Origin of the sequence: Kocuria sp. KRD140 (genome assembly GCF_017168375.1) — a bacterium.
Taxonomy (GTDB): domain Bacteria; phylum Actinomycetota; class Actinomycetes; order Actinomycetales; family Micrococcaceae; genus Kocuria; species Kocuria marina.
Window position 1 is genome coordinate 1 of record NZ_JABFAW010000002.1, and the last position, 22,913, is coordinate 22,913.

A 22,913-nucleotide genomic window follows, 5' to 3' on the forward strand; every position below is an offset into this window, starting at 1 on the left:
TTCGAGATCCGTGATGGGATCCTCGACGGTGGGGATGCGCTCCCCGCCGTCCTGGGGGGGGCGGGTGTAGAGCGCGTCCACGTCCGAGAGCAGCAACAGCGCGTCCGCCTTGATCAGGTGCGCCACGAGCGCAGCGATGCGGTCATTATCGCCGAACTTGATCTCGTGGGTGGCCACGGCGTCGTTCTCGTTGACGATCGGCAGGATCCCCAGGTCCAGCAACCGTTCGATCTGGCGATGCGCGTTCTTGTACTGCGAGTGGCGCATAAGGTCCTCGGCCGTGAGCAGCACCTGACCCACCGTGACGTCGTAGCGCGTGAAGTAGTCGGTGTAGCGCGAGATCAACAGACCCTGTCCCACGGAGGCCGCGGCCTGTTTAGTGGCGAGGTCCTTGGGCCGGCGGGACAGTCCGAGCGGCTGCAGCCCCGCGGTGATCGCACCCGAGGAGACGAACACGACCTCCACGCCCTGCGCCTTGACCCGGCCGAGCGCGTCCACAATGCTGCGCAGCGCGTTCTCGTCGATCGAGTTCTCGATCGAGGTCAGGGACGAGGACCCCACCTTGACCACCACGCGCCGGGCCATGGGCAGGTCCGCACGGCGGGTGATGGGAGAGCGGCGGTTCTTCCCCCGGCTCTCGGTGCTCAGCTGGATCGCGGACTTGGCCGCTTGCTGCTCCATGGCCGGGACGTCGATCGTCTCGGTGGGGGTCTTCTCCGCGTGGGGCGTGTCACTCACTGTCGTGCGTCTCCTTCGGCTCGGAAGTACGGCGTCGATCTCGCGCGTCGTCCACGGACTCGGTCCAGATCCCGGCGCGGCGCTGCTCCTCGAGCTCCGCGCGGGCCTCGGCCTTGGCGTCCATGCGGTCGTAAAACTGTTCCCGCTTCTCGCGGCGCGTGGGCCGGGACGTGTCTTCGAGGCGCAGGTCGGAACCGCGCGGGCCGCCGAGCAGTTCGGCGCCGCCCACCATGGTGGGCTCCCAGTCGAAGACCACACCGTTGTCCTCGGGGCCGATCAGCACCGCGTTGCCCGGGCGGGCGCCGATGCGGAACAGTTCGTCCTCGATCCCGAGTTTCGCGAAGCGGTCCGCGAGGTATCCCACGGCCTCGTCGTTGTTGAAATCGGTCTGCTGCACCCACCGTTCGGGCTTCACGCCGCGCACGTGGTACAGCGGCTCCCCCGCCCGGTCCTCGCGGGTGATCTCGAACTCCTTGCGGTCCTTCCCTCGACGACGCCGCACGGGTTCCGGGCGCAGCACGGTCTCCGCGCGGCGCTGCTCCTCCCGCTGTTCCTCCTGCTCGCGGGCACGGGAGACGAGCTCGGCCATCGCGAAGCCCAGTTCCCGCAGTCCGGCGTGCGAGGCCGTGGAGATCTCGAAGACCGGGTAACCGCGTTCCTCGAGTTCGGGGCGGATGAACTCGGCCAGTTCCCGCGCCTCGGGCACGTCCACCTTGTTCAGGGCCACGAGTCGGGGGCGCTCGGTCAGCGGGATCGTGGTGGGGTCGTCGTCGCGGATGGCCTCGGCGTAGTGGGACAGTTCCCGTTCGAGGGCGTCCAGGTCGCTCAGCGGATCCCGTCCGGGTTCGAGCGTGGCGCAGTCGATCACGTGCACGAGTGCGGCGCAGCGCTCCACGTGCCGCAGGAACTCGAGTCCCAACCCTTTGCCCTCCGAAGCACCCGGGATCAACCCCGGCACGTCCGCCACGGTGAAGCGGGTGTCACCCGCCTGGACCACACCCAGGTTGGGCACCAGGGTGGTGAACGGGTAGTCCGCGATCTTGGGGCGCGCGGCACTCATGGCCGCGATCAGGCTCGACTTGCCCGCGGAGGGGAAGCCCACCAGGGCGATGTCCGCGATGGACTTCAGTTCGAGCTCGACCTGGTGTTCCTCACCGGGCACACCGAGCAGAGCGAAGCCCGGGGCCTTGCGCTTAGGCGAGGACAGTGCGGCATTGCCCAGTCCGCCCTGGCCGCCACCGGCCAGCACGAACTCACTGCCCTCACCGAGCAGGTCCGCGAGCACGTTGCCCTGCCGGTCCTTGACCACGGTGCCGTCCGGGACGGACAGCACGAGGTCCTGGCCCTTGAAACCGTGGCGCATGTCCCCCTTGCCGGGCTCACCGTTGGGGGCCTTCTGGTGGGGTGCGTGGTGGAAACCCAACAGCGTGGTGGACCGACCGTCCACACGCAGGATCACCGAACCGCCGTCGCCGCCGTTGCCGCCGTCCGGGCCGCCCAGGGGCTTGAACTTCTCGCGCTTGACGGACACGCAGCCGTGGCCGCCGTTACCGCCCGTGGCGTGCACGATCACTCGATCTACAAAACTGGCCACGCGGCTCCTCGGTGGTAGGGGTCACCTGCTGCGAGCGGGTCGACCGGGGTCTTCTGAAAAGACTAGAGGGTGAGCGCGTGAAGCGCCCACCCTCTAGTGGTCGCCGCCACGGGGTCGTGGCGGCGGGTGGACCCAGGGGTCCGAATGAGAATTACTCGGCGGTCTGAATGTTGACCACGCGGCGACCGCGGCGGGTGCCGAATTCGACGGCGCCAGCGGCCAGGGCGAACAAGGTGTCGTCCTTGCCGCGGCCCACGTTCACGCCCGGGTGGAAGTGCGTGCCGCGCTGGCGGACGATGATCTCGCCGGCGTTAACGGACTGGCCGCCGAAGCGCTTCACACCCAAGTACTGGGCGTTGGAGTCACGGCCGTTGCGAGTGGAGCTCGCACCCTTCTTGTGTGCCATGGTGTGTGCCTACCTTCGTTGGAAACGTATGTGGGGAGCCGGATGCTCAGGCGTCGATGCCGGTGACCTTGACGGTGGTCAGTTCGGCGCGGAAGCCCTGACGCTTCTTGTAACCGGTCTTGTTCTTGTACTTCATGATCGAGATCTTGGGACCGCGCAGGTCCTCGACGATCTCGGCGGTGACCTTGACGTTCGCCAGGGTCTTGGAGTCGGAGGTGACCTTGTCCCCATCGACCAGCAGCAGCGCAGGAAGCTCTACGGTGCTGCCTGCCTCGCCGGCGACGCGGTCAAGGGTCACGAGGTCTCCGATGGAAACCTTCTCCTGGCGGCCGCCTGCGCGGACAATCGCGTACACCACTTGGGAACTCACTTCTCTCGACATCTATGGACTACGTGTGTGGGTCGGGCGTACTCCTGGAGGACTGCGAATGTCGAGACATCACGCCGCGGTGATCCATGACCGACCGCATTCTCCGCGTGGCTATCGCATCGATTCAGGATGTTCGCCCGAGTGTGCCGCAACCTGGTGCGTGAACTGGATATGACACACACCGGCGCTCGGCACCGACACCCCAGCCTACCCGATCACCCGAAGTCATGCCAGTTGCGCCGCGGCGCGCCGCTCGCCCTCCGGCGACGTCGCCGGGGTCGTCTGCGCGAAGAAGGCCAGCTCGAGCGCGCACGCCCGGTGGAACGCGCGGCGCATGTGCTCCCGGGTGGCCGGGTCCGCGTGGGCGGCCTCCCGGTCCACGATCTCGCGCACCGACTCGGTCGCGGTCTGGAAGTCCGGATCGTCGTACGTGCTGAGCCAGTCGGCGAACGGGTGCTGCGGTCCCGCGACGCGGGCACGACGGGTGAGCTCCGCACCCACGTGGGCGTAGAGCCAGTAGCACGGCAGGATCGCGGCGGAGCCCACCGCGAAGCCGTCCTGACCCGTGCGCGCCAGCAGGAAGTCCGCGTAACTGCTCGTGACGTCACTCGGCGGCATGGGCTCCCGGTCCCCGAGCCGGGCTCGATGCAGCGCGGACTCGACCGAGACCACGGAGGCCGACGCCGCGGCGAAGTGTTCGCGCGAACGCTCGTCCGGGGCGGAGGCCGCGAGCAGGGCCAGCGCCCGGGAGTAGTACTGCAGATATTGCATGTCCTGGTCCAGGTACAGCTCGAACTCGCCCGGGTCCAGGGTGCCGTCCCCGAGGCCCCGGATGAACGCCAGGGCGGCAATGCGTTCACGCACCGGGGCGCTCTCCTCCCACAGTTCATCGGTGAACCGGGGGCCCTCGGATTCCGCGGCGGCCGTCATCACGAACGCCGGATCCGTGACGAGGTGCTGGACGTGGTGCATGTGGTGCACGGGACCGTTGCCGTGACCCACGTGCAACTCGTCCGCGCCGCGCAGTGCACCGCGCAACCATGTGCGGGCCGTGCGGATCGCCTCGGGCCAGTCCCCGGTCCGCGCCACGACCGTGGCCACCGCGGAGGACAGCGAGCACCCGGTGCCGTGGGTGTTACGCGTGTGCACCCTGCGACCCTCGAACAACGCGGCGGGTTCGTCCTGACCGGGGAGCAACAGGGCGTCCGGGGTCGTGTCCCCGGCCAAGTGGCCACCCTTCACGAGGACCCGGGTATGGAACGCCGCCGCGACCGCGCGTCCCTGCTCGAGCGCCTCGTCCCAGGTCGCGGCCACGGGGCGCTCGGCCAGCACCGCGAGTTCCGGGAGGTTGGGGGTGATCAGATTCGCGTGGGGCAGCAGCTCCCGTAGGGCCCGTTCGGCGTCCGGACGCAGCAATCGCCCACCGGCCGTGGCGACCATGACGGGGTCGATCACGACCACGGGTGCGCGCCCCACCATGAGCCAGTCCCGGACCGTGTCGATGACCTCCACGGAGCCGAGCATCCCCACCTTGATCGCGTCCAGGGTGACGTCCCCGGCGACCGCGTCCAGCTGGTCCCGCAGGACCTGGACGGGTGGGGTGTGCACGCTCACGACGCCCCGGGTGTTCTGGGCGACCACTGCGGTGATCACACTCAGCCCGTACCCGCCCAGTGCGGCGATGGATTTCAGGTCCGCGGCGTGACCCGCCCCGCCCGTGGGATCGGTTCCGGCAATAGAGAGGACGCGGGGTATGGCGGTAGAAGGCGTGGTGTCCACGACAATCCCTTCGCTAGTACGAGCTAGATCAGGTTCGACGGGTGTGTTCTCAGCCGCAGTGCGCAGCACCCCGTGTGTGTGTCCCCGATCATGCCACAGGGGCACCCGGAATCCCGGGTGCCCCTGCGGTGCTCGCATGGCGACGGATCCAGCCGCCGGTCACTCAGTCCTGCTTGCCGGTCATCGTGATGTCCTGAGCCTTGATGCCCACACCCACGATGGTGGGCTGGTCACCGGACGCCGCGGGGGTCGCGGCCCCGGCCTCCGCGGTGAAACGGCTGACCTGCCGTTCCTGCGTGTACTCGTGGGTCTCCACCCTCGCGGTTCCGGGCGCGGCCGCCGGCGCCACGGCACGCCGCGACCCACGACGCCGTCGGGCCGGAGCCGCCGGCGCCTCCGCCGGCCGGTTCCCGCCGGCGGACGACGCCGCCCCGGAACTCTGCTGCTGCGCGGCACTCGTCTGCCCTGCACTGGATTGCGCAGTCCCGGAGTTCGACGGCGCGTGTCCGGCGGCCGACCGCTTCGACACGGCCTCTCGCGGCTGGGGCGCGGCGTCCGCATCCTGAACGGCACCCTCGGTCGAGGTTTCGTCCTCGCCCGCATCCGTGAACGCGGCGCTCAGCGAATCCAGGGACAGGGCCTCCTGGGTGCCCTCGCTCCCCCGCTGCTCAGACTGCCCGTGGGGCAGTTCGATGACCTCGCCGTGGATCGTGAGGCTCGCGGACGAGTCCCCACCGGAACGGTCCTCGGACCGGGAATCCCCGCGCGAGTCGTTCCCGGAACCGTCCCGGCCGGAACCGTCGTTCTGCACGGCGTTGTCCTCGCCCTGCTGACCGCGACCGCGGCTGCGCTTGCCGCGGCGCTTGCGGCGACGGCGCCCGCCCTCGGACTCCCCGTGGGAGTTCTCGGACGCGTGCTCCCCGCCCTGCTGACCGCGGGAGGTCTGCTGCTCCTGGGAACCGGTGTCCTCGGCCTGCCCGCCCCCGGACTGCGGTGCGGTGCCCTGGGAAGCATTCCGTGCGGCGTCGCCGGACTCGTCGTGGGAGGAGGCCGCGGCGATGTTCGCGAACGCCGTGCGGGTGGCCTCCACGCGCGCCTGGTCCGGCTCGTCCGAACCGTGGTGCTGGTTGCCGTTCCTGGGCTTGTCCTGCGCACCGTTGTGCTGCTTGTTGCGCGAACGCTTACGCTCGTGTCGAGTGCCGCGCTGGTCGGAGGGAGCCGCGCCGGAGCGGCCCTTCAAGGGGTGGTCGTGGACCACGACGCCGCGGCCCGCGCATTCCTCGCACGGCTCGGAGAAGACCTCGAGCAACCCCGTACCCATGCGCTTGCGCGTCATCTGCACGAGACCCAGGGAGGTCACCTCGGCCACCTGGTGCTTCGTGCGGTCCCGGCCCAGGCACTCCACGAGCCGGCGCAGTACGAGATCGCGGTTGGACTCCAGAACCATGTCGATGAAGTCCACCACGATGATCCCGCCGATATCCCGCAACCGCAGTTGCCGCACGATCTCCTCGGCGGCCTCGAGGTTGTTCTTGGTCACGGTCTCCTCGAGGTTGCCCCCGGAGCCGGTGAACTTGCCGGTGTTGACGTCCACCACGGTCATGGCCTCGGTGCGGTCGATCACGAGCGATCCGCCGGAGGGCAGAAAGACCTTGCGCTCGAGGGCCTTCTGGATCTGCTCCTCCACGCGCATGTGCTCGAAGAGGTCGTCATCGCCGGTCCAGCGCTCGAGGCGGTCCAGCAGGTCGGGCGCCACGTAGGTCACGTAAGCCTCGATGTTGTCCCACGCCTGCTCGCCCTGGACCACCATGGCGGTGAAATCCTCGTTGAAGACGTCCCGCACGGTCTTGATGGTCAGGTCCGGTTCCGCGTACAGCATCTCCGGGGCCAGCGTCTTGGTGGACTTGGCCTTGTCCTGGATCTGCTCCCACTGCGAGCGCAGCCGATTGATGTCGTTGGTCAGCTCGGTCTCGGAGGCACCCTCCGCCGCAGTGCGCACGATCACGCCCGCACCCTCCGGCAACCGGTCCTTGAGGATCTTCTTCAACCGCTGGCGCTCCACGTCCGGGAGCTTGCGGGAGATCCCCGTCATGGAACCGCCCGGGACGTAGACGAGGTAGCGACCGGGCAGGGACACCTGGCTCGTGAGCCGAGCACCTTTGTGCCCCACGGGGTCCTTGGTGACCTGCACGAGCACGGTGTCCCCGGACTTCAGGGCGTTCTCGATCTTGCGGGGCTTGCTGCCCAGCTCGGCGGCGTCCCAGTCCACCTCACCGGCGTAGAGCACGGCGTTGCGGCCGCGGCCGATGTCCACGAAGGCGGCCTCCATGGACGGCAGCACGTTCTGCACCTTGCCCACGTACACGTTGCCGATCAGCGAGTCCTGCTGGGTGTGCGAGACGAAGTGCTCGGCAAGGATCCCGTCCTCGAGCACACCGATCTGGATCCGGTCGTCCTTCTGCCGCACGAGCATCTTGCGCTCCACGGATTCGCGCCGGGCCAGGAACTCGGCCTCGGTGATCACGTGGCGGCGGCGGCCGAACTGCCGGGACTCACGACGACGCTGACGCTTGGCCTCGAGCCGCGTGGAGCCCTTGACCCCGGTCACCTCGTCGCTGCCCGTGCCCTCACCGGCACCGCGCGGGGCGCGGACCCGGGTCACCGAGCCGTCGGACTCGTCCACGAGTTCCATGTCCTCGTCACCGCGACGTCGCCGGCGACGCCGTTTGCTCGTGACCTCGCCGGACTTGTCGTCCTCGCTGTCCACGTCCTTGCGCGCGGCCCGCTCGGCCTCGCGCTGGGCGTCGCGTTCCTTGGCGGCCTCGCGCAGTCGGGCAGCCTGCTCCTCGGCGGCACGGCGGATCTCGTCCGGGTCCGGGGCATGAAACATGAGGGAGGCGCCGGGACCGAAGGCCCCGAAGTTCTCCTGGGTGCTGGGCTGGTCGTTCGCGGACTCCTCGGCCTGTACAGGCTGCGCGTCCGTCTGTTCCGAAGTGTCGGTCTGCTCGTCGCTCGCCTCGGCCGAGCCGGTTCCTTCGCCGGCCTGCGTCGTCTGCTCGAGCCCGTCGGTGCGCTGAGCGGCCTGCTCATCCGTCTCGCGGGCGCGCTCAGCGGCGTCACCGGCTGCGTCCTCGACATCGAGCGCGATCTCGTCCTCGCTACTCTCCGCGGGCTGCTCGGCCTCGGGGATCTCGGCCACTGGGATCTCGCGCGCGGGCGTGTGCGCAACGCCAGCATCGTCGGAAGCGGTGGCCGCGGAATCGGACGTCCCCGGATCCTCGGCGGGAGCGTCGGTCGTCGCGGGTTGCCCGGTAGCGGTGTCGGCGGGCACGGCGGCGTCGGGCTCGGAATGGGGAACGGCGGCGTCGTCGGCCGGTGCATCAGGCGTGACGGCGGGGTCGGTGGTGGTGCTGTCCTCGACGGGGGTGGTGGCGGCAGTCTCGAGGGGTGACTGTTCCGCGTTGTCCTTCTCAGGTTCCATGTGAAGTTGTGCTCCTGCTCGGGACACCGCCCGCACCCGGGCCCGAGGTGTGCTCGGTCGGTCGAGCCGGTGTTTGCCACGCGGCCGCCGGAAGTCAAAGTCGTACTCGCGGGCGCGGCGTATGTCACGCGCACTGTCCGCGAGCCGGCGGATGCCCGAGTCGCTGGGTCCGTGGGGACCGCGAACTTGCCCCGCTCCGGACGCGCTCGATCCTGTGAGAGCGCGGGTCCGTACCGAGGGAGATCGGTGTTCCTGCCGGGCCGGTTCCTCACGTGCGGCTGAGGCCCGACCATTGGCAGTATCTCACAGTCACCCCGGGCCGGGGCGCATTCCGGGTGGTCCGTACCACATTCCACCGGCCGGACCACAGCGCGTGTACGGGGTGTGTGCCGGCGTCACCCGCCGCCACGGGCGGCCCGCGCCCGGCGGGTCGTCATGCGCGTGGTCTACGATCGAGCGCGTGAGCCCAACTTCCGCGACCACTCCCCTGACCGACCGGGCACGCGAGACGACTCCGGCCCCCGCCACCCGTTCGGACCGCTCGTGGGCCGTGCTCGCGGTGATCTTCTCGATCGTGGGTTTCGCCGCATCGGCCGTGCTCGTGGCGGAACGGCTCGCGATCTACAAGGACGCGGGACACCGCACGAGCTGCGACATCAACGCGTGGCTCTCGTGCGGCACGGTCATGCGCACCCCGCAGGCGGAGCTCTTCGGCTTCCCCAACCCGTTCATCGGGATCGTGGCGTACGCCGTGGTGATCGCCGTGGCCGTGGGCGTGCTCGCCGGCGCACGCTACGCCAGCTGGTTCTGGTGGTTGCTGTGGCTGGGGATCGCCGCCGGCTCGGTGTTCACCCTGTGGCTGTGGTGGCAGACCACTTTCAACATCAACGCCCTGTGCCTGTACTGCATGATCGTGTGGTGCGCCCAGACCCTGTTGCTCGCGCATACGACGGCGCGGATGCGCCGCGCCGGCCTGATCGGTTCCTCGCGTGGCACCGCCGCCGGTTCCGCCGCGTGGGCGTGGCTCCTGGGCATCGGGGTGCTCGTGATCGTCTTCGGGATCATCGCGGTGCGCTTCTCGACCGCGATCTTCGCCTGAGCCGTTCACCGACGCCGCGCTCAGACGGCGTGCGCCTCGAACACCATGATGGGGTGCGTGCCGTCGAATGGCGTCCGCTGCCAGTCGCCCCGAACCGCGTCGACCTCGAACCCGGCGCGCCGTAACTGATCGGTCAGGATGCCGCGGTCACGAAAGGCCTGGTCCGGCCCGTCGGGGTTGTCCCCGTCGTACAGGTCGACGATCCGCGGGTCGTAGTCGGTCATGGATCCCGCGTTCAGCTCAGCTGAACCAGATGCCGATCTCCCGCTCGGCAGACTCGGGCGAATCGGAGCCGTGCACGAGGTTCTTCTGCACCTTCTCGCCCCAGTCCCGACCCAAATCGCCGCGAATGGTACCGGGGGCGGCCGTGGTGGGCTCGGTGGCACCGGCGAGGCTGCGGAAGCCCTCGATGACCCGGTCCCCCTCGACCACGGCGGCCACGACGGGCCCGGAGAGCATGAACTCCACGAGCGGCTCGAAGAACGGCTTGCCCTGGTGCTCCTCGTAGTGCCGCTCGAGAATCTCGCGGGTCGCCGTCACGAGCTCGAGTTGCGCGAGCGTATAGCCCTTGGCCTCGATGCGGGCCAGGATCTGCCCGGTCAGGCCGCGCTGGACGCCGTCCGGCTTCACGAGGACGAGGGTGCGTTGCGTCATGTGCTTCTCCTTGCTGTGGACCCACGCGGAGTCCTCGGTCGATCAGGTTCCGTTCCGAGCCTAACGGCCTGCGGTCCCCGCGCGGCAACGCCCGGGGACCGCGGCCGGGAGACGGTGATCACGTCAGGGGGTTCTCGACCTCCCAGCGGCGTTGTTCCTCCGCGCGCCGCACGTTCTCACGATCCATCGCGCCACCCTTGACCACGGCGTACCACCAGGCCAGGGCGCACAACACGCCGATCACGAACATCGAGGGCACGAGCACTCCCGTGGCGATGAGCACGACCTGCAGCACCCACCCGAGGGCATACCCCCACGGCTTGCGCAGGAGGCCGCACGCCAGCAGGAACACCAGGGCGAGAACCACCGATCCGCCCATGAGCCACAGTTTCCCGGCCGTGCTCCAGTCCCGCGCCGTGAGTCCGAACGCCGCGAGGGCGGCGAAGAACACGATGAACGCCTCGATGGAGAGCACGCTCGAGGCGAACATCGTCTTGATCGAGCGTGGCTTCTTGGGTTGGCCAGGGCGCCATTCGCGCTGGGCCTTGGTCATGCGGGCCATCGGGCTCCTTCCATGGTCGGGGCGGCGGGCTCAGAGTCCGAGCAGCACACGGGCCTCACCCACCACGGTGATGGACCCGGTGACGAGCACCGCGCCGTCGAACTGCTCGCGGGCCGCGGCGTCCTGGATGGCCGCGGCGCACGCATCGTCCAGTCGCTCGCTCACGTGCACGGCGTCCTCGTCGAAGCCCATGTCCTCGGCGATCTCCGCGAGTTCCTCGGGTGCCACAGCGCGCGGGGACTGGGAGCGGGTGCACCACAGTTCGAGCTCGAACTCGTGGTACTCGTCCACGAGCACGCGCATCATCTCCGCAGCGTCCTTGTCTCGCAGCACGCCCACCACCAGGTTGAGCTTGGTGAACGTGAAGGCCTCGCGCACCGCGGTCGCCGAGGCCAGCAGACCGTGCGGGTTGTGGGCCGCGTCCAGGATCACAGGCGGTGCCTTGCGGGCGAGCTCGAGCCTGCCCGGCGAGGAGACCGCACCCAGTCCCGTGGCCACGAGCTCGGGGTTCAGGGGCTTGTCCCCTCCCCCCACGAACGCCTCGACGGCGGCCACGGACACCGCGGCGTTCTGGGCCTGGTGGGCCCCGAACAGCGGCAACATGAGATCCGGGTACTCCCCCGCGAGTCCCTGCACGGTGATGACCTGGCCGCCCACCGCGGTGGAACGCCCGGTCACGGCGAACTCCACGCCCTCGAACCGGAACGGGTCACCGAGTTCCCGGGCCCGGTCCAGCAGGACCTGCGCGGCCTCGGGTTGCTGCGCCGCGCTCACGAGGAAGCCCTGGGGCTTGATGATCCCGGCCTTCTCCCGGGCGATCTGCCCCACGGTGTCCCCGAGCATGGTTGTGTGGTCCAGCCCGATCGGGGTCACCACGGACACCGCGGCGTCCGCCACGTTGGTCGCGTCCCACGTGCCACCGATGCCGACTTCAAGGACCATGACGTCCACGGGTTCGTCCGCGAAGACCGCGAACGCCAGGACCGTAAGGGTCTCGAAGTACGTGAGGCGGGGAGCGCCGTCGGACTCGAGCTGTCGGTCCACGAGCTCGAGGTACGGGGCAATCTCAGAGTAGATCCGCACGAACGTCTCGTCCGGGACGGGTTCGCCGTCGATGCTGATCCGTTCCGTGACGCGCTCGAGGTGCGGGCTCGTGTACCGGCCCACGCGCAGGTCGTGGGCGAGCAACAGCGACTCGATTATCCGGGCCGTGGACGTCTTGCCGTTGGTCCCGGTCACGTGCACCACGGGTGCGCTGCGGTGCGGATCCCCGAGCGCGGCGACCGCGGCGGCCACGGCGTCCAGCCGCGGCGCCATCCTGTCCTCCGGCGCCCGACTCAGCAGGTGCTGGTAGATATTCTCGACCGATGCGAAGTCCTCGTGCTCCTGGGCCCCGCTCACGCGTCGATCACCGCCACGGTCACGGACGGCTCGTCCGCTTCCAAGAGCTCGAGCTCGCGGGACAGGGTCTCGGACTGCACGAGCTCGCGGTTCGCGGCCACGGCGGCCACGGTCTGCGCGTCCGCGGCGACGTGGGTGCGGATCCGGTCCGAGACCTGCAGGTCCGCGTCCTTCCGGGCCTGCTGGATCGCACGGATCATGTCCCGCGCCACGCCCTCCGCGCGCAGTTCATCCGTCAGTTCGGTGTCCAGGACCAGGAACCCGCCGCCGGGCAGAACGGTCACGGCGCGCGCGGAGTCCGCCGCGGCGTCGTCGACGACCGTGACGAGTTCGTACTCGCCCTCCTGCAGGGGCACGGAGCCGGCGACGACGACGCCGTCCGCGGAAACCGACCAGTCACCGTTCTTGGTGGCCTTGATGACCTGCTGCACCTGCTTGCCCAGGCGCGGGCCCGCCGCGCGGGCGTTGACCTTCAACTCCTGGGAGATACCGTGGTCCGCGGCGCTGACCTGCTCCGAGTCCTCGAGCGTGACGGACCTGAGGTTCAACTCATCCGCGATGATCTCCTGGAACGTGCCCTCGAGGGCATGCGCCCCGGGCACGGCCACGGTCATGCCCGCGAGCGGTTGCCGCACGCGCAGGTTGTGGGTCTTGCGCAGACCGGACCCGGCCGAGCAGATGGCGCGCGTGCGCTCCATGGCCGTGAGTAGGGCCTCGTCCCGCGGGAACAGGGAGGCATCCGGCCAGTCGGTCAGGTGCACGGAGCGCCCACCCGTAAGACCGCGCCAGATCTCCTCCGTGACGAGCGGCAGCAGCGGGGCGGCCACGCGGCACACCGTCTCGAGGCACGTGTACAGCACGTCGAAGGCCTGGGTGTCCTCCTCGAAGAACCGCTCGCGGGAACGGCGCACGTACCAGTTGGTGAGGGTGTCCATGTAGGAGCGCAACCGCTCGGCACCGGCCCAGATGTCGTAGTCGTCGAACAACCGCTTGACGTCCGTGACGAGCGCGCCGGTCTCCGCGAGGATGTAGCGGTCCATCACGTGATCGGCGTCGTGGCGCAACTGGGCGTCGTAGCCCGCTCCCCCGTTCGCGGCGTTCGTGTACAGACCGAAGAAGTGGTACACGTTCCACAGCGGCAACATCATCTGGCGCACGCCGTCGCGGATGCCCTGCTCGGTGACGATCAGGTTGCCGCCGCGCAGGATGGGCGAGGACATCAGGAACCAGCGCATGGCGTCCGAACCGTCCCGGTCCAGGACCTCGTTGACGTCCGGGTAGTTCTGCAGCGACTTGGACATCTTCTGCCCGTCCGAACCCAGCACGATCCCGTGGGAGATCACGTTGCGGAACGCGGGGCGGTCGAACAGCGCGGTGGCCAGGATGTGCAGCGTGTAGAACCAGCCGCGGGTCTGACCGATGTACTCCACGATGAAGTCACCCGGGTTGTGGGTCTCGAACCACTCCCGGTTCTCCATGGGGTAGTGCACCTGGGCGTACGGCATGGACCCGGAGTCGAACCACACGTCCAGCACCTCGGGCACGCGGCGCATCACGGACTCGCCCGTGGGGTCGTCCGGGTTGGGCCGGGTCAGGTCGTCGATCCACGGCCGGTGCAGGTCCACCTCGCCCTGGGCGTTGCGCGGAAGTCGGCCGAAGTCCCGCTCCAGCTCCGCGAGGGAACCGTAGACGTCCCGGCGCGGGTAATGGGGGTCGCTCGATTCCCACACCGGGATGGGTGAACCCCAGTAGCGATTGCGGGAGATGGACCAGTCACGGGCGTTCTCGAGCCACTTGCCGAACTGGCCGTCCTTGACGTTCTCGGGGATCCAGTTGATCTGCTGGTTCAGCTCGACCATCCGGTCCTTGAACGCGGTCACGCTCACGAACCACGAGGACACCGCGCGGTAGATCAGGGGGTTACGGCAGCGCCAGCAGTGCGGGTACGAGTGCTCGTAGGAGGCCTCCCGCAGCAGCGCGCCGCGGGCTCGGAGGTCCCGGACCACGGTGCGGGCCACGTCCTTGTCGAACACGTTGTGCCCGGCGAGTTCCCCGAGCGGCGCGCCCTGCGCGAGGGACTCGTCCGTGAAGAAATCGTAGAACCGTCCGCTCTCGTCCACGGAGAGCACCACGGGGATGTCGTGGGCGGCGCACACCATCTGATCGTCCTCGCCGTACGCGGGGGCCTGGTGCACGATGCCCGTGCCGTCCGTGGTGGACACGTACTCGGCCACGAGGATTTGCCACGCGTTCTGCGTCCCGAAGCGCTCGGCGTCCGTGAAGTAGTCCCACAGCGGCCGATACCGGATTCCGCCCAGCTGCTCGCCCGTGTAGTGGGCGGTGACGGCGTCCGCGACGGCCGCGGCGTCGTCGTACCCGAACTCCTTGGCGTACCCGCCCGCGAGCTCCGCGGCCACGAGGAAGCGGCGCCCGGCCAGGTCACCGGCACCGGGGACCAGGACGTAGTCGATGTGCGGACCGACCGCGAGCGCCTCGTTGGTGGGCAGGGTCCAGGGGGTCGTGGTCCAGGCGATGGCCTCCGCGCCGGCGAGTTCGGCGGCCACGGCGGGATCGGTGGCCCACGAGGTGTCCTCGGAGAGCGTGAACGCCACGGTCACGGAGGGGTCCTGGCGGTTCTTGTAGACGTCGTCGTCCATGCGCAACTCGTGGTTGGACAGGGGCGTCTCGTCGTTCCAGCAGTACGGCAGCACGCGGTAGCCGGAGTAGACTAGACCCTTGTCATCCAGGGCCTTGAACGCGCTGATCACGGACTCCATGTAGTCCACGTTCAGGGTCTTGTAGTCGTTGTCGAAGTCCACCCAGCGGGCCTGGCGGGTCACGTAGTCCTGCCACTCGGACGCGTACTTCAACACGGAGGCGCGGCAGGCGTCGTTGAACTTGTCGATGCCCATGGCCTCGATGTCCTGCTTGTCGGTCATCCCGAGCTGCTTCATGGCCTCGAGTTCGGCCGGCAGTCCGTGGGTGTCCCACCCGAAGCGACGCTCCACGCGCCGGCCCTGCTGCGTCTGGTAGCGGGCCACGAGGTCCTTGACGTAGCCGGTCAGCAGGTGGCCGTAGTGGGGCAGGCCGTTGGCGAAGGGCGGGCCGTCGTAGAACACGAACTCGTTGGACCCGTGGTCCCCGCGGTCGCGCTGGTCGATGCTCGCCTGGAAGGTGTGGTCCTGTTTCCAGTAATCCAAGACGCGCTCCTCGACCGCGGGGAAACGCGGCGCGGAGGGCACCCCGTGTGCGCTGGGGTCGGTGCTCGCCTTGGGATACACGAAGGATTCGGTCACGGTGCTCCATCCTGAGGGGTGTGTGGTTCAGGATGCGAGGACGCTCGGGCGCGCGGGGCGCCGGTGGCGCGGTACCACCTCGCTTACCCGCGGTGGCATCGGCACAGCCGACGACGCCGCGAGTCGCTCGTTGGGGGCTGTCACGGGCCCGAGTCGTCCGGTTCTACTGGGGCGCGGTGCCTGTTCTTCCGGAAGGGCTCCCCGGTGATGGCCGGATCGACACCCGTGCGCGCAGGGCGCACCCCGCCATGATACCCCGACGGGAGGGACTACTCGCCCTGCTCGCCGCCGCCCTGTTCGTCTCCCCCGGACACCACCACCAGGACCCGGCCGTCCTGCACGCGCACCGGGTGGACGGGCAGCGTGTACTCCGCGCCGGACACGCACCGCCCGGTCGCGAGGTCGTAGGTCTCCTTGTACAGGGGTGAGGCCACCGTGTGGTACTGCCCCGTGCGCCCCACGATCCCCCGGGCCATCACGAGCGCCCGGGAGCGGGGGTCCCGGTGGTCGGTCGCGAACACGAGGTCGTCATTGGTGCGGAACACCGCTCGCTCGACGGCGGCCGCGGGACCCTGCAGGACACCAACGACCGCACCATGGCCAACAGGCAGAAGGACGACACCTACTCCGTGATCCCCCGCATCCCCGGGGGCGAGATCACTCCCGAGAAGCTGGGCGTGCTGGCCCGGGTGGGTCAGGAGTACGGGCTGTACACCAGGATTACGGGTGCCCAGCGCATCGGGCTCTACGGGGCCCGCCTGGAGCAGCTGCCGACGATCTGGAAGAAACTCGTGGACGCCGGATTCGAGTCCGGTTCCGCGTACGGCAAGGCGCTGCGCAATGTGAAGTCGTGCATCGGCAGTTCGTGGTGCCGCTTCGGTGTGCAGGACTCGGTGGCGCTCGCCGTGGACCTGGAGAACCGCTACCGCGGGCTGCGCTCACCCCACAAGTTCAAGTTCGGGGTCTCGGGCTGCAGCCGCGAGTGCGCCGGAGGACGTGGACGCGCGCATGTACGTGCTCGAACGCGAACAGATCCGCCCGGCCACCCCCGAGGAGATCGCCCGGTCCGAGGTCGGTGAGGAGCACAAGGTGGTGGTGTCCGGGGCGAAGATCCCGGTGGGTCAGCCCTCCTGAGCCGACTCCTGGGGGCCGGGGGTCGCGCATGACTTCTGCGCGAGCGCCGCGACCCGGCCCACCACGATCACCGCGGGAGCAGTGACCTCGCGCTCGCGGGCCACGCAGGCGATTGTGTCCAGCTGCGCCACGGTCGTGCGCTGGGTTGGGGTCCAGCCCCGCTCCACGACCGCGACCGGGGTGTCTGCGGGGTAGCCCGCGGCCATGAGCAGCTCGGCGTTATGTTCGAGACCCCGCACGCCCATCATGAGGATCAGGGTGTGCCCGTCCCGGTACGGCACGTGACGCAATTGCTGGTGCGCGGTGATGACGGTGAACCCGTGGGTCATGTCCCGGTGGGTCACGGGGATCCCCGCCGCGGCGGGGACGGAGATCGCCGAGGTCACACCCGGCACCACCTGGGTGGCCACACCGTGGGCCCGGCAGAACTCGACTTCCTCGCCACCGCGGCCGAACACGTACGGGTCCCCACCCTTGAGCCGCACGACCCGCAGTCCGAGTTTCGCCTGCTCCACGAGGGTCTCGTTGATCCGGTCCTGCGTGTACTTGTGGTACCCGGCGCGCTTGCCCACGTCGATGATGCGGGCGTGCCGGGCGAGCTCTGGTAGGAGGTCCGTGGGGCCGAGCCGGTCCGCGACGATCACGTCCGCGTCCGCCAACAGTTGCCGTCCGCGCACCGTGAGCAGTCCGGGGTCGCCGGGTCCTCCGCCCACCAGCGCCACTGTCCCGGGTTCCTGAGTGACCGGTGCCCGAGTGTCGGCTGCGCGATCGGGCCTGGGCGCGGCGTCGTCCGCGACGCACAGGACCCGACGCTCTTCCGCCGCGAGCGCCACCCGCTCCCGTTCCGCGGAGTCCGAGACGTGGAGGAAAACGAGCCACGCGCCGCCGAGGTCGTCGGGGCGGAACGCGCGCTCGTGCCACGTGAGACCGGGTGAGCTCGTGAGGTCCCGCAACGTGTCATGCAGATCAGGTGCCACGAGGTCCACGAGGGCGCCCTCGGCGAGCAAGGACCGCGTCCGACGCGCGGCGTCCGGTCCCCCACCGACCACCAGCACGGCGCGTCCGGCGAGGTTCAGCCCCAGGGGGTAGGTCATGGTCGGGAGCTCTCCTCGGGTGCGGGCGGATCATCGCCATGCTACGCCGCGGGCCGCCTCTACTGACCTCGGACGTCACATCCGCGGGGTCACTCCGTGGCCGCTCCCTGTTTCCAGTAGCCCATGAACGAGATGTCCGTCTTGGGCACTCCCCCGCTCACGCACATCCGGCGCAGCGACTTGACCGTGGCGGATTCCGCCGCGAAGAACCAGTAGGTACCGCGGCCCTCCGGGCGGGCGACGTCCCATACGAAGTCCGCCTCCTCCGACGGGGCGGCCTCAGGCTCGCCGTGACCGACCTCCCAGTAGCGGCGGGCGCGCTCGGACAACCGGTGCCACAGCCACAGCTCCAGGTCTAGTCCGCGCGGGCGTCCCCGCCGGGGCAGCCACGTCCAGTGCAGTTCGGTGCCGCCGCGCAGCGTCACGGTCAGGGTGTGCCCGTCGGACGACGTCGCCCGGGCGAGGGCGCGCGGGCCGACCGCGGCCACGGCGTCGTCCTCGGAAGGAACCTCCACCGCGATCGTCACGCTGCGGGGCGGGGCGGAAGGGGCAGGCACACCCACGTGCACCCCCCGCTCGATGCCGTCGATGATCGCGGCGAGCGCGGGCAGGGCAGTCTCGTCCCCAGCGAGCACGACGTCCTGGTCCGCCGCACGCCGTTCGTCCCACGCGGCCCACCAGGGGGACCCGCCCGAGGGCACGAGCAGCTGCACGTCCTGACCCTCGCGCACGGTGTCACCCCACGCGGCCCCGGGGCCCATCCCATGCTCGGGGTCGTCGTGGAGCACCACGTCGATGGCCAGCTCCGGGACCGTGTGCCCGGCCAGCTCCACCTCGGCCGCATCGCGCACCGTGTACGTGCGCAGCCAACCCCGGCGTTCGGGCGGGGCGGCCATGAACTCGCGTCGCCAACGGGTCATGTCGCTCACGTCCACCGCCACGGTGGCCCCGGGGGTGGGTGGGATCAGTACCTTGAGGTAGGCGTCCGTGCGGGGGCCCGGTCCCTGGTCACCCCACGGCATGATCCGCAATTCCTGCCCCGCCACACGTACGCGCACGAGGTGTTTGCTGAGCTTCGTGCGTCCCGTGACGGTGGCCGTCACACATGCGAGTTCCGTCATGGCAGTACCTCCTCGGGTGATCTTGGAGTGTTCGCCGGTCCCGTCCACGGGATCACGAGCCGGGCGTCCGTGGGGGCGTCGTGGAGCACCCGCGCGGACATGTCGAAGACGTCGCTGACCACCTCATCGGTCATGACCTGCTCGGCCGAACCGGTCGCGGCGACCGCCCCGTCCTTGAGTGCCACGAGCACGTCCGCGTACCGCGCCGCGAGCGAGAGTTCATGCAGCACCATGACCAGGGTGATCCCTCGGGAGCGCTGCAGTGCCGTGAGGATGTCCAGGATCTCGGCCTGGCGCGCGATGTCCAGATACGTCGTGGGTTCGTCGAGCAACAACACGTCCGTGTGCTGCGCGAGCGCGAGGGCGATCCACACGCGTTGACGTTGACCGCCGGACAAGTCCCCCACGTGGCGTTCGAGCAGCTCCCCCAACCCGGTGAGTTCGACCGCTTCCGCCACGGCGTCGTCGTCCTGGGCACGCCACCGTCCGAAGGCGCCACGGTACGGGTGCCGTCCGCGCGCCACGAGCTCCTGCACGGTCACGCCCTCGGGTGCCACGGGGTCCTGTGGGAGGAAACCCACGGTGCGCGCGAACCGGGTGCGGTGCCACCGACTCACGTCCGCCCCGCCCACGAGGATCTCTCCGGCGGACGGGGTGAGCTGGCGCGCGCACGCCTTGAGCAGCGTGGACTTCCCGCAACCATTGGCCCCCACGAGAGCGGTCACGGCCCCCGCGGGGAACGTCACGTTCACGTCCCGCAGCACCGGCGTCTCGCCGTAGCCCACGGTCAGCCCACGCACCGCGAGCTCGGACGACGACGCCGCGTCCTCGCCTTGCTCGGTCCCCCCGGCCCGGTTCGGATCGGTCATGGACGTCATGCTTCCGCCTTTCCTCGCCCGATCAACAACCACAGCAGCACGGGCGCGCCGGCCGCCGCGGTGACCACACCCACGGGCAGGGCCAGCCCGGGGATCGTCTCCGCGGCCACGTAGTCTGAGACCACCATGAGCACCGCGCCCACGAGCGCGGCGTGCCGGGCGTGACCCGCACCGCCACCCAGCCCCCTCGCAATGGGTGCGGCCATGAACGACACGAACGCCACGGGCCCCACGGCGGAGGCCGCCACGGCCACGAGCACCACGGCGAGCCCGAGGGCCGCGAGCCGCGTGGCCCGCACGTGCACCCCGAGCCCGGCGGCCAGGGGATCCCCCGCGCCGAGCGTGTCCACCGCGGGCGCCAAAACCGCGCACACGGGCAGCAGGATCGCGAGGCAGATCCCCACCTGCGCGATGTCCACCCACCGGGCAGCGTTGAGTGAACCCGTGAGCCACTGCATCGCGTCCTGGGCCGCATAGATGTCCGCGCGGGTCAGCACCGCGTTGATCGCCGCGGCGGTCAGTGCTCCCGCCGCGACGCCGGTCAGCACGAGTTTGCCGATGTTGGCCCTCGTGCCCCCGGCGGCCAGGACCACCGCGACCATGAGGCCGAAACCACCCGCGAGGGAACTGAGTGTCACCGCGGCGCCAGAGAGCCCGCCCAGCGTGATGGCCGCGACCGCGCCGAGCCCGGCCCCGGAGGAGACACCCATGATGTCCGGGGAGGCCAGGGGGTTGCGCAGCACGCGCTGGAACAGGTGACCGGCGATCCCGAAGGCGATCCCCGTGAGGATCCCGAGCACCGTGCGCGGCAGGGTGATGTCCCACACGATGTACGCGGCGGGGCCGGAGTAGTCGTGGGTGAGCACGGCGACCAGGTCGGGCACGGCCACGACATACTTGCCCAGTGCGATCCGCGCGAAGGAGGCGAGGACCAGGACAAGCACGAGCAGCGCCGTGACCCGGCGGGTGCGGCGTCGGGAGCGGGAGCGTCCCGCGCGCACGGTGGCCACGGTCGCGGGGGCGGGCAGCGACGTCGTCCTGGGAAAAGGGGAAACGGCGGGACTCACGCGGCCACCACTCCCCTGCGTCGGATCACGACCACGAGCGCGGGGGCGCCGATCACCACGAGCGCGATCCCCACCTGGATCTCCCGGTCCGGGACGAGCACGCGCGCCACGACGTCCGCGAGCAGGACGATGAACGGGCCCGCGAGCAGGCACGCCGGGACGATCCTGCGGTAGGAGATGCCCACCAGCGAACGCACCGCGTGGGGTACGAGCAGTCCGCAGAACACTAGCGGGCCCACGAGTGCGGTGGAGGTGCCCGAGAGCAGCACCACGGCCAGGCCCGCGAGGCCGCGCACGAGCGCCGGGTTCACCCCAAGTCCGCGACCCAGAGCTTCGCCCAGGGTCAGGGTGTCCAGGGAACGGGCCAGCGTCCACCCGAGCAGCAGGGCCACGAGAATCACGGGGCTCGCGAGCACCAGGAACGTACCGTCCGGCCGGGTCAGTTCACCGACCTGCCAGCGCCGGAAAGTGTCGAACGTGGCCTGGTTGCTCAACAGCACCGCGCTCGTCAGCGCCGTGAGACCCGCGGAGACCGCCGCCCCCGTGAGGGCCAGGGTCACCGGACGCGCCCCGCCCCGGGCCGCGGAGGCCAGCGCGTACACGGCGGCCACGGCCACGGCGGAGCCCAGCGCCGCGAGCCACAACTGGTGCGTGACGCCGGTCAGACCCAGGAACGCGCCGCCGGCCACGACCGCGAACGCGGCCCCGGCCGTCAGCCCCAGGATGCCCGGATCGCCCAGGGGGTTGCGCGTGGCACCCTGTAGCAGCGCCCCGGCCACGGCGAGCGCGGCCCCGGTGAGCAGGCCCGCCCCGGTGCGCCACACGCGGGACTCGACCACGGCGCCGTCGAGCGCGGGAACCCCGGGGACGGCCCCCGGGTCACCCGAGAACACGTGCGGGACCACGTGCCACGTGACCCCCAGCCCGATGGGCCGGGACCCGTACGAGATCGAGAGGAACACGGCCACGAGCAGCAGTGCCGCCATGGCGAGCCAGGACACACCCCGACCCCGCGTGCGCCCGCGCGGGGCGGACGGCGCGGCGCCGGGACGGGCGAACGTGGAACTGCCGGGCACGAAGGGTCAGGCCCCCAGCGTGGTCTTGATCGCCGGGATGTGGGCGTCGAGCGCGTGGGGCATGGACAGCGGAGAGGACGAGTACCCGGAGAGCACGTCCTGCTTGTCCGTGAGGAACATCCCCCGCCCGTTCGCGATCGCGGGGATGGTCTTGAGGATCGGATCCGTGCGGAACTTCTCGGCCTGGGCGTCGTCCTCCGCGGCCGCCACGAACAGGTCGCTCTTGAGCTCGTCGGCGCGTTCGCGGGGCCATTCGCGCCAGAACTGATCCTCCGTGATGTTGTCCTTGACCGCGTCCGCGAGATTCATGCCCAGCTCGGTGAAGAAGCGGGGGCGTCCGTCCGCGGGGCCGTAGAACCCCAGGCTCTGGGAGACGTCACCGTAGATGAAGGTCTTGCCCTTGGCCGCGCCGAGTTCGTCGGAGCGCCGGGAGACGAGTTCTTCGGTGCGGCTCACGAGTTCGTCACCGGCCGCGGAACGGCCCAGGGCCTTGGCCGTGACACGCTGCATGTCCTGCCACGAGTTGACCCACGGGCCCGTGGGGTACGCGACCACCGGGGCGATCTTCGTGAGGCGGTCGTACTCCTCCCGGGTGACCCCGGAGTTCACCGCGACGATCAGGTCCGGGCTCAGCTCGGCGATGTCCGTGAAGTTCACACCGTCCGACTCGTCCATGGCCTTGGGCGTCTTTCCGCCCAGTTCTGAGACCTTGGCGTCGAACCAGTCGGTGGACCCGTTCGCGTTGCCGCCCCAGGCCACCTTGGTCATGCCCACCGGCACCACGCCGAGCGCGGCCACGAAGTCCTGCGTGTTGCTCGCGCCCACGCACACGACCCGCTGCGGCGCGGCCTCGACCTTCGTGGTGCCCAGGGCGTGTGTCACCTCCACGGGGAACGTGTCCGTGGGGCTCGACGACGCCGCGGCACCGGGGGTCTGCGCCTGCCCGTTCCCGTCCCGCGCGCCCGTGGAACACGCCGCGAGCCCCATGAGGGAGGCCACGGCCAGGCCGGAGCCCAGCAGGGTGCGACGATTGAACTGCCGGGACGCGTTCCCGGACCGGTGAGGGGACATGGACACTCCTGGGTCACTGAATTTGATAAGGCAAGCCTAACCTAATTCATGCTCCCGTTCGGCCGCAACCGCTCCGTACGCGCTCTCGCGGG

19 protein-coding genes, 1 pseudogene and 1 riboswitch are annotated in these 22,913 nt (G+C 70.0%); of the genes and pseudogenes, 2 read left to right on the forward strand and 18 right to left on the reverse strand.

Features of this window, described 5'->3' with window-relative positions; translation table 11 throughout:
• The 6 genes from proB to J1M36_RS02250 all read right to left on the reverse strand — a co-directional run.
• A partial coding sequence (proB, locus tag J1M36_RS02225) for a glutamate 5-kinase (RefSeq protein ID WP_206478706.1) occupies nucleotides 1–681 on the reverse strand: 681 nt, incomplete at its 3' end.
• A 49-nt stretch (nucleotides 682–730) separates the two neighbouring features.
• Entirely contained in the window at nucleotides 731–2,332 is a 1,602-nt protein-coding gene (obgE, locus tag J1M36_RS02230; protein WP_206478577.1) for a GTPase ObgE, read from the reverse strand.
• A gap of 151 nt (nucleotides 2,333–2,483) precedes the next feature.
• Complete coding sequence (rpmA, locus tag J1M36_RS02235) at nucleotides 2,484–2,738, reverse strand: 50S ribosomal protein L27 (protein ID WP_035962177.1); 255 nt, start codon at nucleotides 2,736–2,738, stop codon at nucleotides 2,484–2,486.
• A 46-nt stretch (nucleotides 2,739–2,784) separates the two neighbouring features.
• The gene (rplU, locus tag J1M36_RS02240; RefSeq protein WP_064846154.1) at nucleotides 2,785–3,096 is read right to left on the reverse strand and encodes a 50S ribosomal protein L21; all 312 of its coding nucleotides are present in this window, start codon (nucleotides 3,094–3,096) and stop codon (nucleotides 2,785–2,787) included.
• Nucleotides 3,097–3,333: 237 nt separating this feature from the next.
• Entirely contained in the window at nucleotides 3,334–4,887 is a 1,554-nt protein-coding gene (locus J1M36_RS02245) for a bifunctional hydroxymethylpyrimidine kinase/phosphomethylpyrimidine kinase (protein ID WP_085107801.1), read from the reverse strand.
• Nucleotides 4,875–4,970, reverse strand: a riboswitch (TPP riboswitch). (Overlaps the previous gene by 13 nt.)
• An 80-nt stretch (nucleotides 4,971–5,050) precedes the next feature.
• A complete protein-coding gene (locus J1M36_RS02250; RefSeq protein WP_206478578.1) occupies nucleotides 5,051–8,368 on the reverse strand; it encodes an Rne/Rng family ribonuclease in 3,318 nt (1,105 codons plus the stop codon).
• A gap of 460 nt (nucleotides 8,369–8,828) precedes the next feature.
• Here J1M36_RS02250 and J1M36_RS02255 point away from each other — a divergent pair, with 460 nt between their 5' ends.
• Nucleotides 8,829–9,467 carry a vitamin K epoxide reductase family protein gene (locus J1M36_RS02255; RefSeq protein ID WP_286738356.1) on the forward strand — a complete coding sequence of 213 codons (639 nt, stop codon included), beginning with the start codon at nucleotides 8,829–8,831 and terminating at the stop codon, nucleotides 9,465–9,467.
• 20 nt (nucleotides 9,468–9,487) lie between these two features.
• Here the strand turns inward: J1M36_RS02255 and J1M36_RS02260 are convergent, their stop codons facing one another.
• From J1M36_RS02260 to J1M36_RS02285, 6 genes are all read right to left on the reverse strand, one after another.
• Nucleotides 9,488–9,691 carry a hypothetical protein gene (locus J1M36_RS02260; protein WP_193519595.1) on the reverse strand — a complete coding sequence of 68 codons (204 nt, stop codon included), beginning with the start codon at nucleotides 9,689–9,691 and terminating at the stop codon, nucleotides 9,488–9,490.
• 16 nt (nucleotides 9,692–9,707) lie between these two features.
• Nucleotides 9,708–10,121, reverse strand: coding sequence for a nucleoside-diphosphate kinase (gene ndk / locus J1M36_RS02265; protein WP_064846151.1), 414 nt, complete (start codon nucleotides 10,119–10,121; stop codon nucleotides 9,708–9,710).
• A gap of 118 nt (nucleotides 10,122–10,239) precedes the next feature.
• Entirely contained in the window at nucleotides 10,240–10,683 is a 444-nt protein-coding gene (locus J1M36_RS02270) for a DUF4233 domain-containing protein (protein WP_064846150.1), read from the reverse strand.
• Between the two features lie 30 nt (nucleotides 10,684–10,713).
• On the reverse strand, nucleotides 10,714–12,084 hold the full coding sequence (locus J1M36_RS02275; protein ID WP_206478579.1) for a folylpolyglutamate synthase/dihydrofolate synthase family protein: 1,371 nt from the start codon (nucleotides 12,082–12,084) through the stop codon (nucleotides 10,714–10,716).
• Complete coding sequence (gene ileS / locus J1M36_RS02280) at nucleotides 12,081–15,380, reverse strand: isoleucine--tRNA ligase (protein ID WP_206478580.1); 3,300 nt, start codon at nucleotides 15,378–15,380, stop codon at nucleotides 12,081–12,083. The genes J1M36_RS02275 and ileS overlap by 4 nt, the downstream gene beginning before the upstream one ends.
• 269 nt (nucleotides 15,381–15,649) lie before the next feature.
• Complete coding sequence (locus tag J1M36_RS02285) at nucleotides 15,650–15,901, reverse strand: nitrite reductase (NAD(P)H) small subunit (RefSeq protein WP_342358275.1); 252 nt, start codon at nucleotides 15,899–15,901, stop codon at nucleotides 15,650–15,652.
• A gap of 6 nt (nucleotides 15,902–15,907) precedes the next feature.
• Here J1M36_RS02285 and J1M36_RS02290 point away from each other — a divergent pair.
• Nucleotides 15,908–16,384 (forward strand): annotated as a pseudogene (locus J1M36_RS02290) (nitrite reductase (NAD(P)H)); the annotation flags it as partial.
• A 117-nt stretch (nucleotides 16,385–16,501) separates the two neighbouring features.
• Here the strand turns inward: J1M36_RS02290 and cobA are convergent.
• From cobA to J1M36_RS02320, 6 genes are all read right to left on the reverse strand, one after another.
• Nucleotides 16,502–17,608 carry a uroporphyrinogen-III C-methyltransferase gene (gene cobA / locus J1M36_RS02295; RefSeq protein WP_206478581.1) on the reverse strand — a complete coding sequence of 369 codons (1,107 nt, stop codon included), beginning with the start codon at nucleotides 17,606–17,608 and terminating at the stop codon, nucleotides 16,502–16,504.
• Nucleotides 17,609–17,697: 89 nt separating this feature from the next.
• Entirely contained in the window at nucleotides 17,698–18,729 is a 1,032-nt protein-coding gene (locus tag J1M36_RS02300) for a siderophore-interacting protein (RefSeq protein WP_206478582.1), read from the reverse strand.
• Entirely contained in the window at nucleotides 18,726–19,598 is an 873-nt protein-coding gene (locus J1M36_RS02305) for an ABC transporter ATP-binding protein (protein ID WP_179861286.1), read from the reverse strand. Before J1M36_RS02305 ends, J1M36_RS02300 begins: the two co-directional genes overlap by 4 nt.
• 5 nt (nucleotides 19,599–19,603) lie before the next feature.
• A complete protein-coding gene (locus tag J1M36_RS02310) occupies nucleotides 19,604–20,674 on the reverse strand; it encodes an iron chelate uptake ABC transporter family permease subunit (protein WP_286738352.1) in 1,071 nt (356 codons plus the stop codon).
• Nucleotides 20,671–21,750 (reverse strand): iron ABC transporter permease, encoded by a 1,080-nt coding sequence (locus J1M36_RS02315; RefSeq protein WP_206478583.1) that lies wholly within the window; start codon nucleotides 21,748–21,750, stop codon nucleotides 20,671–20,673. Before J1M36_RS02315 ends, J1M36_RS02310 begins: the two co-directional genes overlap by 4 nt.
• Before the next feature lie 6 nt (nucleotides 21,751–21,756).
• Nucleotides 21,757–22,821 (reverse strand): ABC transporter substrate-binding protein, encoded by a 1,065-nt coding sequence (locus J1M36_RS02320; RefSeq protein WP_206478584.1) that lies wholly within the window; start codon nucleotides 22,819–22,821, stop codon nucleotides 21,757–21,759.
• Nucleotides 22,822–22,913 lie beyond the last annotated feature (92 nt).